This window comes from Neobacillus sp. B24, assembly GCF_055381825.1.
Map to the genome: position 1 here is coordinate 2,168,367 of NZ_AP035777.1, position 13,425 is coordinate 2,181,791.

The 13,425-nt window shown below is 41.0% G+C and carries 15 protein-coding genes; 8 read left to right on the plus strand and 7 right to left on the minus strand.

All coding sequences use genetic code 11. The features are described 5' to 3' along the window. Positions 1–11 precede the first annotated feature (11 nt). Entirely contained in the window at positions 12–1,277 is a 1,266-nt protein-coding gene (locus ACZ43M_RS10765) for an erythromycin esterase family protein (RefSeq protein WP_464507400.1), read from the minus strand. Positions 1,278–1,401: 124 nt separating this feature from the next. On the opposite strand from ACZ43M_RS10765, the gene ACZ43M_RS10770 reads away from it, so the two are divergent. Genes ACZ43M_RS10770 through ACZ43M_RS10785 form a run of 4 tightly spaced genes read left to right on the plus strand, consistent with a single transcriptional unit; the run spans position 1,402 to position 5,112 of the window. Continuing rightward, complete coding sequence (locus ACZ43M_RS10770) at positions 1,402–1,656, plus strand: transcriptional regulator SplA domain-containing protein (protein ID WP_464507401.1); 255 nt, start codon at positions 1,402–1,404, stop codon at positions 1,654–1,656. Further along, the gene (gene splB / locus ACZ43M_RS10775) at positions 1,649–2,677 is read left to right on the plus strand and encodes a spore photoproduct lyase (protein WP_464507402.1); all 1,029 of its coding nucleotides are present in this window, start codon (positions 1,649–1,651) and stop codon (positions 2,675–2,677) included. Before ACZ43M_RS10770 ends, splB begins: the two co-directional genes overlap by 8 nt. 12 nt (positions 2,678–2,689) lie before the next feature. Beyond that, positions 2,690–3,643 carry a UV DNA damage repair endonuclease UvsE gene (uvsE, locus tag ACZ43M_RS10780; protein WP_464508004.1) on the plus strand — a complete coding sequence of 318 codons (954 nt, stop codon included), beginning with the start codon at positions 2,690–2,692 and terminating at the stop codon, positions 3,641–3,643. A 38-nt stretch (positions 3,644–3,681) separates the two neighbouring features. Then, the gene (locus ACZ43M_RS10785; protein ID WP_464507403.1) at positions 3,682–5,112 is read left to right on the plus strand and encodes a 6-phospho-beta-glucosidase; all 1,431 of its coding nucleotides are present in this window, start codon (positions 3,682–3,684) and stop codon (positions 5,110–5,112) included. A gap of 43 nt (positions 5,113–5,155) precedes the next feature. On the opposite strand, the gene ACZ43M_RS10790 is transcribed toward ACZ43M_RS10785, so the two are convergent. The 5 genes from ACZ43M_RS10790 to ACZ43M_RS10810 form a co-directional block, all read right to left on the minus strand. After that, complete coding sequence (locus ACZ43M_RS10790) at positions 5,156–5,455, minus strand: hypothetical protein (RefSeq protein WP_464507404.1); 300 nt, start codon at positions 5,453–5,455, stop codon at positions 5,156–5,158. A gap of 25 nt (positions 5,456–5,480) precedes the next feature. Further along, positions 5,481–6,740 carry a cation:proton antiporter gene (locus tag ACZ43M_RS10795; RefSeq protein WP_464507405.1) on the minus strand — a complete coding sequence of 420 codons (1,260 nt, stop codon included), beginning with the start codon at positions 6,738–6,740 and terminating at the stop codon, positions 5,481–5,483. A gap of 6 nt (positions 6,741–6,746) precedes the next feature. Beyond that, positions 6,747–7,247, minus strand: a complete 501-nt coding sequence (locus tag ACZ43M_RS10800; protein ID WP_464507406.1) for a cation:proton antiporter regulatory subunit — start codon at positions 7,245–7,247, stop codon at positions 6,747–6,749. A 28-nt stretch (positions 7,248–7,275) separates the two neighbouring features. Next, positions 7,276–7,833 carry a tyrosine-type recombinase/integrase gene (locus ACZ43M_RS10805; protein ID WP_464507407.1) on the minus strand — a complete coding sequence of 186 codons (558 nt, stop codon included), beginning with the start codon at positions 7,831–7,833 and terminating at the stop codon, positions 7,276–7,278. A gap of 133 nt (positions 7,834–7,966) precedes the next feature. Beyond that, complete coding sequence (locus ACZ43M_RS10810) at positions 7,967–8,812, minus strand: chemotaxis protein (RefSeq protein ID WP_464507408.1); 846 nt, start codon at positions 8,810–8,812, stop codon at positions 7,967–7,969. A 264-nt stretch (positions 8,813–9,076) separates the two neighbouring features. On the opposite strand from ACZ43M_RS10810, the gene ACZ43M_RS10815 reads away from it, so the two are divergent. Next, positions 9,077–9,706 carry a TerC family protein gene (locus ACZ43M_RS10815; RefSeq protein ID WP_464507409.1) on the plus strand — a complete coding sequence of 210 codons (630 nt, stop codon included), beginning with the start codon at positions 9,077–9,079 and terminating at the stop codon, positions 9,704–9,706. 112 nt (positions 9,707–9,818) lie between these two features. Here the strand turns inward: ACZ43M_RS10815 and ACZ43M_RS10820 are convergent, their stop codons facing one another. After that, entirely contained in the window at positions 9,819–10,331 is a 513-nt protein-coding gene (locus tag ACZ43M_RS10820) for a DUF3231 family protein (protein ID WP_464507410.1), read from the minus strand. Positions 10,332–10,502: 171 nt separating this feature from the next. Here ACZ43M_RS10820 and ACZ43M_RS10825 point away from each other — a divergent pair, with 171 nt between their 5' ends. From ACZ43M_RS10825 to ACZ43M_RS10835, 3 genes are read left to right on the plus strand one after another with little or no spacing between them, the layout of a single operon-like run. Beyond that, the gene (locus tag ACZ43M_RS10825; RefSeq protein WP_464507411.1) at positions 10,503–11,219 is read left to right on the plus strand and encodes a (Fe-S)-binding protein; all 717 of its coding nucleotides are present in this window, start codon (positions 10,503–10,505) and stop codon (positions 11,217–11,219) included. 38 nt (positions 11,220–11,257) lie between these two features. Then, positions 11,258–12,682 carry a LutB/LldF family L-lactate oxidation iron-sulfur protein gene (locus tag ACZ43M_RS10830; RefSeq protein ID WP_464507412.1) on the plus strand — a complete coding sequence of 475 codons (1,425 nt, stop codon included), beginning with the start codon at positions 11,258–11,260 and terminating at the stop codon, positions 12,680–12,682. Position 12,683: 1 nt separating this feature from the next. Continuing rightward, a complete protein-coding gene (locus tag ACZ43M_RS10835; RefSeq protein ID WP_464507413.1) occupies positions 12,684–13,403 on the plus strand; it encodes a LutC/YkgG family protein in 720 nt (239 codons plus the stop codon). Positions 13,404–13,425: the final 22 nt, after the last annotated feature.

The following is a 13,425-nucleotide window of genomic DNA, read 5'->3' on the forward strand; positions in this document are numbered from 1 at the left end:
TCATTCACCCCTTACACAAACACCCTCTCCACCTCCAACGGTTGCAGCGCATTCGTCGAATTAATAAAAATAAAAGCATCGTACCGCTGGGACATTACAGACGGGACATAATTCCCGTAGTGCTCATAACGAGGGTCATAAACCACCCCAATGGCCCGATTTCCATTCCGCCCTTTAAATAGCTTCCGATTTTCTTCATTAAAAATCAGGAGTTTATCAAAGGGCCCAGCTCGAAACATTAAATCTTCCCAACTGCCATCCGCGGCAGGGGGTACAACCATCCTCTCAAAATCCGCGCCCCAGGCATCCGCCGCGATTACTGTCCCATGATGAGTTCCAAACCCGACAATAAAAACTTTCTCCTCGCCTATTTGCTCCCTGATCAGTTGCCCGACATTCACAAGGCCCTCGTCGGCCATATCAGTCGCCCGAGCATCCCCAACATGGGTATTGTGCTCCCATATAATCCCCTTGGCGGCAGTGCCATAAAAGTCACTGATTTTTTTAATCACCTCAACCATATGGCGGTCGCGAATATTCCAGGACTCATTATCATTTAACACCATCGTGCGGTAATAGTTTTCGGCATTGGCTGTCACAATGGCATTGACTTCAAGGTTTAACTGACTTTCCTCTGAACTCACATATTTCTTCTTATTGTAAACAATATCCCTTAAAAGCTTAATAACCTCATCGCGACAGCCCTCTGAGTATAACGAAGCAGACACCCCATACATTTGCGGTTCACGGTTAAATGGCTCAAAACAGGCAAACGCTCTTTTTGCAGCCTCCAGATCCGGTGAGTTTATACTTTTCAAATATCCAAGTATCTCTTCCATTGACTCCCACAAGCTATATACGTCAACTCCATAAAAGCCGACCTTCTGATCAGAAGGAAGCGCCTGATTATAGGTCTTTAACCACTGTATTAAGTCAATTAATTCTTCATTGGCCCACATCCATGTAGGCCAGCGGTTAAACGACCGTAACACTTCCCTGGCATCAGAATAGTTAGAACTGTAACCTTTTATAAAGCGGTTCACTTCCTGGCAGGCAGGCCAGTCGCCTTCAACAGCTATAAAGGTGAACCCTTTTTCAACAATAAATTTTTTCGTGAGTTCGGCCCGAATCTTGTAATAGTCAGAGGTTCCGTGTGATGACTCCCCTAATAAAACATATTGCACTCCATTGATTTCCTCCAAAAGCGGTTGTAAATCGTCGATTCCTCTTATTGGCAAAGCGTTATTTTTAATATCTTGAATGACTTTTTTCTTCATGTGGCATCCCTCCATTTGCTCTTTTTAAAAGATATTATTTTCCTAAAAGCGTCATATTAACAAAGGATTAACAAACCGAGGTTAGGAGAAAACTAAGCAAAATGTGTAGGGAGATGACAAGACAATGAACCAAACCTTTCAACCGGGTCAAGTTGTCTATGTAATTATTCGAAATCCGCATGCTCAGGATGTCGCGAATGTTCAGGAGGCTGCCGTCGTTCAGGATCCTGATTCACCGGGGGACCTGGCGCTATTTGTGTATGAAACGTATTATCCTTTAAATGATGAGGTAGCCGTTTTTTCAAGTTTGACTGAGGCTGAAAATGCCTATCAAGAGGCATTTGGACACACAGAAATGGAGGATGATTATTATGGTTAAGCCGTTTATCCCACAGCTTGTCTATGTTGAACCCGCAGCCTTAGAGTATCCGCTTGGAAAAGAATTGGTGAATAAATTCACAGATATGGGGATTGAAGTTAGGGAGACTACCTCACATAACCAGATTCGCAATCTGCCTGGGGAAACCGATTTTCAAAAATATCGGATTGCCAAATCGACCCTGGTAGTAGGCATCAGGAAAACCCTGAAATTCGATACATCAAAACCTTCTGCGGAATACGCTATACCCTTCGTGACAGGGTGTATGGGACATTGCCATTATTGTTACCTGCAAACGACAATGGGAAGCAAACCGTATATTCGTACATACGTAAACATTGATGATATTTTCGAAGCTGCCGAAAAATATATGAAGGAACGAGCCCCAGAGCCTACAAGATTTGAAGCTTCGTGTACTTCAGACATTGTTGGGGTCGATCATTTAACACATACCTTAAAGAAAGCCATTGAGTTTTTTGGACAATCGGAGTATGGGAAACTCCGTTTTGTCACGAAATTCGCCCATGTTGACCATTTACTCGATGCCAAGCACAATGGCCGTACCCGATTTCGGTTTAGTATGAATGATGAATATATTATCAAAACGTTCGAACCAGGAACATCAAGAAGGGATGAAAGAATCGAGGCGGCAAAAAAGGTAGCGCAAGCGGAGTATCCCTTAGGCTTTATCATTGCCCCGATTTACTTGCATGATGGCTGGAAAGAAGGTTACAAGGAAATGTTTGAAAAATTGGAGGCTGAATTACCTGCTTACGCCAAAAAGGATTTAACCTTTGAGATGATTCAGCATCGGTTCACCAAACCAGCCAAACGGGTCATTGAAAAAAATTACCCCATGACTAAATTAGAACTCGATGAATCAAAACGGAAATATAAATGGGGAAAATATGGAATCGGCAAGTACGTATACACAAATGAGGAACAAGAGGATATTAAGGACACACTTGGGGGCTATATCCATACCTATTTTCCAGAGGCAAAAATCGAATACTTCACGTAAAGAGGATGCATGATGAAAATACGATTCGGCTATGTGGCAAATGCATTAGGTCTCTGGGATGCAAGTCCTTCAAAAACGTTAACTTTCACGCGGTACGCTAAACTAGAAAAACATGAACGAATGGATACTCTGAAAAGGGTAACGGCCGAAAATTTAAACCATACAAAAAGGATTCTCTATTACAATATTGCTCATGAAATCGAATTATATAGGTTCTCCAGCGGGCTCGTCCCATTAGCGACCCATCCGGAAGTGATGTGGGATTTTATCACCCCGTTTAAAAAGGAATGGAAGGAGCTTGGCCAAATTATCAAAAAATTTCAGATTCGGCCGAGCTTTCATCCGAATCAATTTACACTTTTTACGAGTCACCGTGATGAAGTGACTGTAAATGCCGTAAAGGATATGGAATACCATTATAAGATGCTCCAAGCCATGAATGGGCTGGAAAAGGGAGTCATCAATATTCATATCGGCGGCGCCTATGGGGATAAAGAAACCTCTTTAATTCGATTTCATCAAAATTTGAAAAAGCTGCCGGATGAAATAAAAAAACATATGAGCCTTGAAAATGACGATAAAACGTATAATGTGGAAGAAACCTTGCTTGCTTGCGAGGAGGAAAATGTTCCGATGGTTTTCGATTACCATCACTATATGGCAAATAAAGGGGAAGTAGCCCTGGAGCAGTATTTGCCAAGGATTTTTAACACCTGGGATCATCGGGGAATTGTTCCTAAGGTTCATATTTCCTCACCAAAGACAGATAAGGAATATCGATCTCATGCTGACAATGTTTCAATAGACTTTGTGCTCCCTTTTATTAAAATGGCCAAGGAGCTCAACCGCGATTTTGATATCATGATTGAGGCCAAACAAAAGAATCTCGCTATGAAGAGACTTGTGGAAGAAGTCGCCTCCATTCGTGGGGTAAAACGGATTACAAGCTCAGCAGTGGAATGGTAAACTTAGTTGTTGGAATTTTTTTATAGGAGGAAATGGTAATGGCTTTTTCAAAAGATTTTCTATGGGGCGGGGCTGTAGCCGCCCATCAAGTAGAAGGAGGATGGAATAAAGGCGGAAAAGGTCCGAGTGTTGCCGATGTGATGACAGCAGGGGCTCATGGTGTACCACGAGAAATTACGGATGGAGTAGTAGAAGGCAAATATTATCCCAATCATGTAGCGATTGATTTTTATGGTCATTATAAAGAAGATATCGCTTTATTTGCAGAAATGGGCTTTAAATGCTTCCGGACCAGCATCAATTGGACAAGGATTTTTCCAAAAGGTGATGAAACACAACCAAACGAAGAAGGTTTAAAATTTTATGATGACCTGTTTGATGAGTTGTTAAAGCATGGAATAGAACCAGTTATTACATTAAGCCATTTTGAAGTACCGTACCATTTGGCAAAGGAATATGGCGGCTGGCGCAATCGGAAATTAGTTGATTTCTTCGTCCGTTATTCTACTACGGTAATGGAGCGTTATAAGGACAAAGTGAAGTATTGGATGACGTTTAATGAAATCAATAACCAAATGAATACGGGAAATCCGATCTTTTTATGGACAAACTCTGGGGTTCGCTGTGAGGAAGGCGAGAATCCGGAGGAAGTGATGTACCAGTCTGCACACCACCAGCTTGTGGCCAGTGCCATGGTGGTAAAGGCTGGGCATGAGATTAATCCTGATTTTCAAATTGGCTGCATGATTGCATTTGTTCCAATCTATCCGTACTCCTGTAACCCGGAAGACATGATGCTGCAAGTGGAATCGATGCATGCCCGCTGGTTCTTTGGAGATATCCATTGTCGAGGCCACTATCCTACATACGCCTTAAAGGAATTTGAACGAAAAGGCTACAATATCAAAATGGAGCCAGGTGACGAGAAGATTTTGGCAGAAGGAACGGTGGACTACATAGGAATCAGCTATTATATGTCCGATGCGGTGAAAAGCGGCACAAATGAACAAGATGGAGAGAAGGTCGTTGGTTCCCATGCAAGTGTGAAAAATCCTTACGTAAAAGCATCGGATTGGGGCTGGCAAATTGACCCTGTTGGGTTGCGCTATTCTTTAAATCAATTGTACGAGCGCTATGAGCTGCCAATCTTTATCGTTGAAAATGGCTTTGGCGCCATTGATGTAAAGGAAGCAGATGGTACAGTCAATGATGATTATCGGATCGATTATTTGGGTGCCCATATTAAAGAAATGGAAAAGGCAATTGAACTCGATGGTGTCGAGGTCATGGGCTATACACCGTGGGGCTGTATTGACTGCGTATCCTTCACTACGGGGGAAATGAAAAAACGCTACGGCTTTATTTATGTGGACAGAGACAATGAAGGTAACGGAACGCTCGAAAGATCAAAAAAGAAATCGTTTGACTGGTATAAGCAGGTTATTGCATCGAACGGAGAAAACGTATAGAAATATCAAAAACCAGAGTGGGAATAATCCATTCTGGTTTTTATCATTTATAAAAATACTTTCTTAACATGAAGGTGCTGATACCAAGTGTCAGGGCGGAAAGAAATTTACTTGTAAGAAGTAAATAGCTGGTCGTTTGATGATCAAACGTGATGGTCGGTAATTTTATGAGCGTAATCACGATGAGAATGCCGAAAAAGAAAACGGAAAAAGCATGATTATAAGCCTGATTAATAATGATTAGGCTGCGTTCCTCTTTTTCCGTTGTTAAAATCATGACTAGATAAGCCATAACCAATAAAATGACATATGTTAACAATAATATTGCTAACTCGATGCCCATTGAAAAGAGCCTCCTTACATACGTATTAAACTCCAGGGCTACTTTGATCTTCGGCAGGGTTCTGAGGTATAGATTTCTTGCGATTTATTGTCTTGGTGTCCCATTTAAAAATCTTATTGAGAAATTTATATATATTTTTAGATTCCTTGGTTAATAGCGGCCCGATAATGGCCAGGATTAATACATAAACGGCTGTGAACGGTTTTAGGATTGGCATTAACCCGCCAGCAAGGCCGAGGTTAGCAACAATGATCGAAAACTCGCCTCTCGAAACGATTGTCAACCCGATATTGGAGGATGCTTTGTTAGATAATCCAGCTAATCTCCCGGAAATCATTCCAGCTACAAAGTTGCTAAGGATGGTAAGGACAACAGCCCCTAAAGCAAGCCACACAGCTCCGCCTAGGCTAAATGGATCAATACTTAAACCGAAACTGAAAAAGAATAATGCGCCAAAGAAGTCTCTAAAGGGTATGACCAAGTGTTCAATTCTTTCCCGGTGTTTTGTTTCGGATAACGCCAATCCTAACAATAGGGCACCGATGGCTTCAGCGACATGGAGTTTTTCGGAAAAACCTGCGACAAAAAACAGCGCGGCAAAAATCACGAGGATAAAGATTTCATTAGACTTAATATCTAATAGTTTGTTAACAATGGGTGTTCCTTTGCGGGCAATAACAAAAAAGATAAGCATGTATCCAAGCGATATTAACACGGAAATGATCGTGCCAAAAATGGTAGTGGAACCACCTAACAGCAGTCCTGACATAATCGAAAGGAATAACGCCAGAAAAATATCATCGAATAGGATGATTCCCAAAATTAATTCAGTTTCAGAATTGGCTGTCCGTCTTAAGTCGACGAGCACCTTGGCAACAATGGCAGATGAGGACACACTTACAAGTCCGGCAATAATTAACGTTTCCATAATCGGGAATCCTGTAAAGAACCCATAAATTAAACCTAACGTGAAGTTTAGTGCCACATAAATCGTTCCACCAACCACTATGGAACGGCCTGAACGAATTAATTTTCCTACCGAGAATTCAATTCCCAGGTAAAATAATAAAAACAGGACTCCTATTCGGCCAAAAAACTCGATAATTTCTGAGCTTTCAATAAAAGTGAGGTCAAAAATCCAAATTTGTGGGGCATGTGGACCAACTGCCATCCCCAAAAGGATGAGAAACGGGATAATGGAGAATTTCAGCTTTCCGGCCAAAAGGGCAGTGAGAGCAACAAGGACAAGTGCGGTACCGACTTCAAAAAGCAAGGTGTTTGTCATCTAGTATCACCCGTCCCTTCTTGAAAGAATTTCTTTTACAAACATTTTTACTTGATTGCGCTGTCCGGAGACGATCACAGTATCACCTTCTTCTAATAGAGTTTCAGGACCAGGGGTATGAATCTTTTTGTGGTTACGTTGCTTAAGAACGGCAATAATATTTACCTCATAGGACTGACGAATTTCCAGCTGTCCGATTGTTTGGTTCACTGCGGGGGCTTTAGGCTCAACCTTAAACCATTCAATCAATAATTCATCGAAGGCCATTTCAATAGTTTCCAATGCCTTTGGCGCATACGTCATTCCGCCGATTATCGCGGCAATCTGCCGTGCTTCTGTATCATCAAACGAGGTACTGGCTACGGCCTCCTCATAATCGTCCTGATCAAAATGATAAATGTCTCGTCTGCCGTCATCATGAATGATCACAACAATTTTGTCTTTGTTTTTGGTGATGGCTTCATATTTTTTCCCGATTCCAGGAAGTTCGATTTCACGAATATTCATTAACAATTCCTCCTCAAAAAGTATTTCATTAAAGATTCACATCAATTTCAGTTCTAATCTTTTCGTCCTTGGAGATTCCAAGGTATTTTAATGTTTCTGAAGGGGTTGAATGATTGAATTGTTTTTGCAGCAGGGATATGGCCACGCCTCGTTTATAAGCATGATAGCCAAAGGTTTTTCGCATGGAATTGGTACCAATTTTTCCTTTAATGCCAACAGCTTCTGCTGTTTGATGAATAATTCGATAGGCTTGCTGGCGTGTAATCGGTTTATCTGTTTTACCGGATTTGAATAAGTAATCTTCATCCCGTAATTGATTGGTTTGGACATAATGGTGAATGGCATTCTTCACCTTTTGGTTAAGATAGATTTCCTTGATTGCCCCGTGATAGAAATATCTATAAAAACTTTTTACTTTTTCATTTTCTAGAACATCACCAACCTTCACCTCCAGCATTTCAGTAATTTTTAATCCAGTGTTAATACCAAATACAAACAGAACATAATCCCGCTCCGAGTGTTCCTTTAAATATTTCTTGATTGCATTGATTTGCTTGATATCCCTAAGCGCTTCAACATATTCCATCTTATTTGCCCCTCAATATATGTTACTTAATAATATTGTATACTAGTATTATGTAACATGCAAAGATATTGTATGATTATTTAAAAAAAGAATGGGGATGGTTACAGAACCATCCCCATTTTGCCAAAAAGAATTAGCGATTATTCACTTGTCTCCATGTTGTAACCAACCCTTCAACAATTCCATTTATGACGTCCTTGTCCGTAAAATAACTAGTGTGACACAGTGGATTCCAGCTTGTTAATAAATTGCCAACGTTTACTTCCCGATCTTCGTTAACAGCGTTTTTATATACATCGTTAATGGTTTTTAACGGGTAGCCAAGAATATCATCTTTATCATAAAAGTTAATCCATTCACCGTTAACATTAGAGTAATACTTTTTTAGTTTAGGAGAGGGGATATTGAGCGGGCGATCAAAATTATGGTAGCGCAAACTCCACAATGGCAGGGCTGTTCCCAGAGTATAAAATAAGGTCAATGTATCTCCTCTTTCTAAAGGCGTAAGTTTACCAGTCTCTTCGATTTGTTTAGTTTGCAAATCATAGAAAAAATTGCTGGCCAGAACAGAGCCTAGACTATGAGAGATGATGCATAAAGGAGCGTGACTGCCAGCGCTTTTGGCCAGAGTGCTAAGGTTTTCGCTGATATTTTCATGAATTCGTTCATAATTATGCTTTGCTGATTCAACTGGTTGATAGGCTATGACATCACCTAAGTAATGAATGGAAAATTTGCGAAGTGCCTGATAATCCAAATTCGTATCGTGAACAATCTTTTGGTACAAATTTTCCTCACGTTCCTCCAACACCTTTGACCAATGAATTGGCTGAAATATTAGCTGGGACGAAGGGTCATCAACCAAACTACCAACCTTGCTGGCAAAATTTTTATTAAGTAACTGTATCATTCCCGCAGCGAAGTCTTTGTCTTGTCTGCCAATTCCATGAATTATCGCAACAGCCAGTTTTCTTACCATATTCTCCCCACCTTTTTAATATAAATAGGACCATTCATTCATTCAGGTTGCTTCTGGATGAAAGGGACTAAAGTTGCCCGGCTCACTATTAATATATAGGGAAGTGTGAAAAAAAGAATGGGTAGATTTTCATTGTTTTAACATATGAAAAGGCTGAAGGCGAAATTTCAGTCATTTTCATATCCAAAGAAACAAACAATACTATCTTAATGTTTCAAAGAATAGAATAGTAAAAAACTGTGGTGACTGAGGAGATTTATTTTAATGGAGGTCCAGATTTTAATTGATTTATTGCAAGTAATCTTCATCAATTTAATTATGAGTGTGGACAGTGCACTTATTATCGGTATTGTAATACGTGAACTTCCAATTACTAAAAGAAAGCATGTTTTGATATGGTCATTAATCGGAATTAGTTTGATTTACATATTTTTATCGGCACTGTCAATTTTAATTCAGATGATACCGTATGTTAAACTGGCAAGCGGTCTAGTTTTAGTTCTGATTGCAACAAAGTTAATTATCGATATAAATCACGTTCGAAATAAAGGCGAAAGTATTTTTCAAGCCGTCAAGTACATATTAATCGCTAATTTTTTTATTAGTTTGGATAATGCTTTGGTGATAAGCACGTTAACACAAGGAAAGTTCTTATTAGTGATCCTCGGAATAGTGATCAGTATTTCGATTGTGGTTTGGACTAGCACGTTTTTTTCGTCCTTAATTCTTCAATTTCCAAGTTTGATATATGGTGGAGCTGGAACCCTTATCTACCTATCTGCTTTGACGATCATGGAGGAGCTTCATGTTTATTACAATGTCTTTTTAAGTTTGATATTCACTCTTGGCATATTGACGTTAGGAGAGATAGTTAGAAAACGTAAACAAATATAGAGGTTAGGAAGTTGTGGAACAGTTCAGGAGGTCTTCTATTCGGAATTAAAAAGCTTGTAGATGTCTCTGGTTTACAGATTCAACTACAAGCTTTTTGGGGTTATATGAGATTCTAACAGTCACCATGTTTATTAAGATGCAATGGTGGAGGGATAAGCCAGCCTTTTTCCTTATTCAAACGAAGAACCTTAGCACCGAGTGCCGCTTTTTGGTTATGAAATTGGCCATACATCATGGCAACATCTTCTCTAATGGATTTGCCAATAATTCCGCTGCACGTAACCAGGCCAGCCGCTATATCAGCAGCGAGGGTTGCTGCAATCGCAGGATCAGGGATTCTTGCTCCAATTGGAATATCCTCAAGGCATGCTTCCGGTGGTTCCGGCTGTGCGGGAGGCAATCCAACGCCATTTTCTTTTAACAGTTCTTCGACTTGCTTCTTTTCCTGCTGTCCCAGCTCTATTGCCTCTCGTAACAATTTTTTTAAGTCTTCATCCCCAGCATGATTTAACATTGTTTGATAACCAGCGATCATGGCGTTTCCAGCTAAATCTGAAGCCCAGATATCAAAAACCTCGCCATAATGTAATGGCTCTTCTTTTGGGTTACCGCTCAAAATTCCCATTTTGAACCTCCTAAATGTATAAGATAGGTTATTCTTCATCAGTGCCTCCTTTCCGAAGCACAGAAATAGTTTAACCACTTCCTAAAATAGTATTTCCCTAATATAATTTTATTAAAGAGTTTCCCGAATTTTCGGGCTGCTTCATTTTCCAATAAGGGGATGACATACAAAATGAAAGTGAGTTTATTCGTGACCTGCCTTGTTGACATGTTCCAGAGCAACGTAGGGAAAGCCACTGTGGAGTTATTAGAGCGGCTTGGCTGTAAGGTTGAGTTTCCTGAATCACAAGTATGCTGCGGGCAGCCGGCATATAATAGCGGGTATACAAGTGAATCCAAAGAAGCGATGAAAATGATGATTGAAACGTTTGAAAAGGCGGAATATGTGGTAACCCCATCTGGTTCATGTGCTTTTATGTTTAAGGAATATCCTCATATCTTCAAAGGAGATCCTGTTTGGGAATCTAAGGCGAGAAATTTGGCGGAAAAAACCTATGAACTTACCCAATTTATTGTTGATGTCTTAAAAGTGGAAGACGTTGGGGCAACTTTTGAAGGCACAGTAACCTATCATACCTCCTGTCATATGACAAGGCTGCTCGGAGTAAAGGAAGCGCCAATAACACTCTTAAAAAATGTCAAAGGGTTGAGACTAACGGAATTACCGGGTAAAGAGCAATGCTGCGGGTTTGGCGGGACCTTCTCCGTAAAAATGGCCAAAATTTCGGAGCAGATGGTTGATGAAAAAGTCCACCATATCGAGGAAACAGAGGCTGATTATCTGATTGGTGCCGATGCAGGATGTCTAATGAATATTGGCGGTAGAATACAACGAAGAGGAAAGCCAATCAAGGTCCTGCATATAGCCGAGGTTTTGAATAGTCATTAATATTTTTTCAAAAAGAAAAGGAATGGAGGGAATAGAAAATGGCTATGAAAATTGGCAATGAGCAATTTAAGGAACGAGTCGATAAAGGGATACATGACGACTTTATGCGGGGGGCCGTATCCAGTGCTCAGGATGGTATGGGTGTTAAGCGGCGTGTAGCAGCAGATGAACTTGGAAACTGGGAGGACTGGCGCTCGCACGGAGAAGAGATTCGCCAGCATGTGCTTGAGAATTTAGATTACTATTTGGAGCAATTGAGTGATAATGTTGCCAAGCGGGGTGGGCATGTGTACTTTGCCCAAACAAAACAGGAAGCAAATGAATATATTCGCGGAGTCGTCAGGGAGAAAAATGCAAAAAAGATTGTCAAATCAAAATCGATGGTAACAGAAGAAATCAGCTTAAATGCTACTTTGGAACAAGACGGCTGTCAGGTGATTGAAACAGACCTTGGTGAATACATACTGCAAATAGATGATCATGATCCGCCATCCCATATTGTCGTACCGGCTCTTCATAAAAATAAAGAGCAAATTCGCGACGTATTTACTGAAAAACTTGGTTATACAAAAACATCAAAACCTGAAGAATTGGCTTGGCATGCCCGTGAGATGCTTCGCCAGGAGTATCTAACAGCGGACATTGGAATTACTGGGTGTAATTTTGCGGTTGCCGAGACTGGTTCGATTACCTTGGTTACGAATGAAGGAAACGCCGATTTAGTTACGGCTCTTCCAAAAACGCAGATAACGGTTATGGGCATGGAACGGATTGTACCGACATTTGAGGAAATGGAAGTCCTCGTTTCACTATTAACTAGAAGTGCTGTCGGACAAAAACTAACCAGCTATATTACGGTTTTAACAGGACCAAAAGAAGAACATGATGTGGACGGTCCTGAGGAATTCCATCTTGTGATAGTTGACAATGGCCGGTCCGATATTCTTGGCGGCGAATTCCAGTCCGTCCTGCAATGTATTCGCTGTGCGGCCTGCGTTAATGTTTGTCCGGTTTATCGCCATGTCGGCGGTCACTCATATGGTTCAATTTATTCCGGCCCAATCGGAGCAGTGCTTTCACCTTTGTTAGGCGGATATGACGAATTTAAAGAGTTGCCGTATGCCTCTACACTGTGCGGAGCCTGCACCGAAGTTTGTCCGGTGAAAATTCCGCTTCATAACCTGCTTCATAAACATCGGGAAAATATCGTTGAAAAAGAAGGAAAGGCACCAATATCGGAGAAATTGGCGATGAAGGCATTTGGGTTGGGTGCGGCATCTCCGCTCTTATATAAACTCGGTTCAAAAATTGCCCCCGCCGCGATGAATCCATTTACTGTCGGGGACAAGATTTCCAAAGGACCAGGACCTTTAAAGGCCTGGACAGAAATTCGCGAGTTTCCGGCACCAAACAAAGAGAGATTCAGAGACTGGTTTAACAACCGTGAGAAAGGGGGCGAGTGATTTGACTGGAACTATCCAAAATCGAGAAGCATTTTTAAGTGAAATTGCACGACAACTCGGGCGTCCGCGCAAGTCCACTCCAGTTGAAATGCCAACTTGGAAATTTCGCCCGCAGGATGAAGTTTTACAAGATGCCACAGTAGATGATTTGTTTGAAGTACTGCGAGAACAATGCAAAAAAATTCATACGACTCTTTATAAATCAGACCTGAAGGAATTGCCATCACTCCTTAACGAAGTCGTGTCTAGTTACGGCGGCGGTCCAATTGTTGCTTGGCGGGATGAGCGATTCGCACAATGGGGGCTTGAAGTCTTGATGAAAACAGAATGGCCGCAGGCAGGCATTGAGTACTATGAATGGGACAACAACAAAGGCCAAGAAAATATCGCAAAGGCAGAAAATGCTAATGTCGGCATTACAATTAGCGAAATAACCCTGGCTGAATCAGGCACAGTGGTGCTATTTAGTAATGAAAATAAAGGCAGAAGCGTGAGCTTTTTACCAGCATCCTATATTGCTCTCATTCCAAAAAGCTCACTTGTACCAAGAATCACACAGGCTGCCCAAAAAATGAGGGACCTCCATCAACAAACTGGTCATGTTGCCTCGTGCATTAATTTCATTACAGGACCAAGTAATTCCGCCGATATCGAATTAAATCTTGTTGTTGGTGTTCATGGTCCAGTAAAGGCATCTTATATCGTCATCAATGATCTTTAACTACTATTTGATTCCTAGGCAG

Excerpts from the sequence above, each read along its gene's own strand:
- ACZ43M_RS10770 (WP_464507401.1), top strand. The coding sequence starts at position 1,402 with ATGAACCAAACCTTTCAACCGGGTCAAGTTGTCTATGTAATTATTCGA.
- ACZ43M_RS10800 (WP_464507406.1), bottom strand. The coding sequence starts at position 7,247 with ATGAATATTCGTGAAATCGAACTTCCTGGAATCGGGAAAAAATATGAA.
- splB (WP_464507402.1), top strand. The coding sequence starts at position 1,649 with ATGGTTAAGCCGTTTATCCCACAGCTTGTCTATGTTGAACCCGCAGCC.
- ACZ43M_RS10815 (WP_464507409.1), top strand. The coding sequence starts at position 9,077 with ATGGAGGTCCAGATTTTAATTGATTTATTGCAAGTAATCTTCATCAAT.
- ACZ43M_RS10765 (WP_464507400.1), bottom strand. The coding sequence starts at position 1,277 with ATGAAGAAAAAAGTCATTCAAGATATTAAAAATAACGCTTTGCCAATA.
- ACZ43M_RS10825 (WP_464507411.1), top strand. The coding sequence starts at position 10,503 with ATGAAAGTGAGTTTATTCGTGACCTGCCTTGTTGACATGTTCCAGAGC.
- uvsE (WP_464508004.1), top strand. The coding sequence starts at position 2,690 with ATGAAAATACGATTCGGCTATGTGGCAAATGCATTAGGTCTCTGGGAT.
- ACZ43M_RS10795 (WP_464507405.1), bottom strand. The coding sequence starts at position 6,740 with ATGACAAACACCTTGCTTTTTGAAGTCGGTACCGCACTTGTCCTTGTT.
- ACZ43M_RS10790 (WP_464507404.1), bottom strand. The coding sequence starts at position 5,455 with ATGGGCATCGAGTTAGCAATATTATTGTTAACATATGTCATTTTATTG.
- ACZ43M_RS10805 (WP_464507407.1), bottom strand. The coding sequence starts at position 7,833 with ATGGAATATGTTGAAGCGCTTAGGGATATCAAGCAAATCAATGCAATC.
- ACZ43M_RS10785 (WP_464507403.1), top strand. The coding sequence starts at position 3,682 with ATGGCTTTTTCAAAAGATTTTCTATGGGGCGGGGCTGTAGCCGCCCAT.
- ACZ43M_RS10830 (WP_464507412.1), top strand. The coding sequence starts at position 11,258 with ATGGCTATGAAAATTGGCAATGAGCAATTTAAGGAACGAGTCGATAAA.
- ACZ43M_RS10820 (WP_464507410.1), bottom strand. The coding sequence starts at position 10,331 with ATGGGAATTTTGAGCGGTAACCCAAAAGAAGAGCCATTACATTATGGC.
- ACZ43M_RS10810 (WP_464507408.1), bottom strand. The coding sequence starts at position 8,812 with ATGGTAAGAAAACTGGCTGTTGCGATAATTCATGGAATTGGCAGACAA.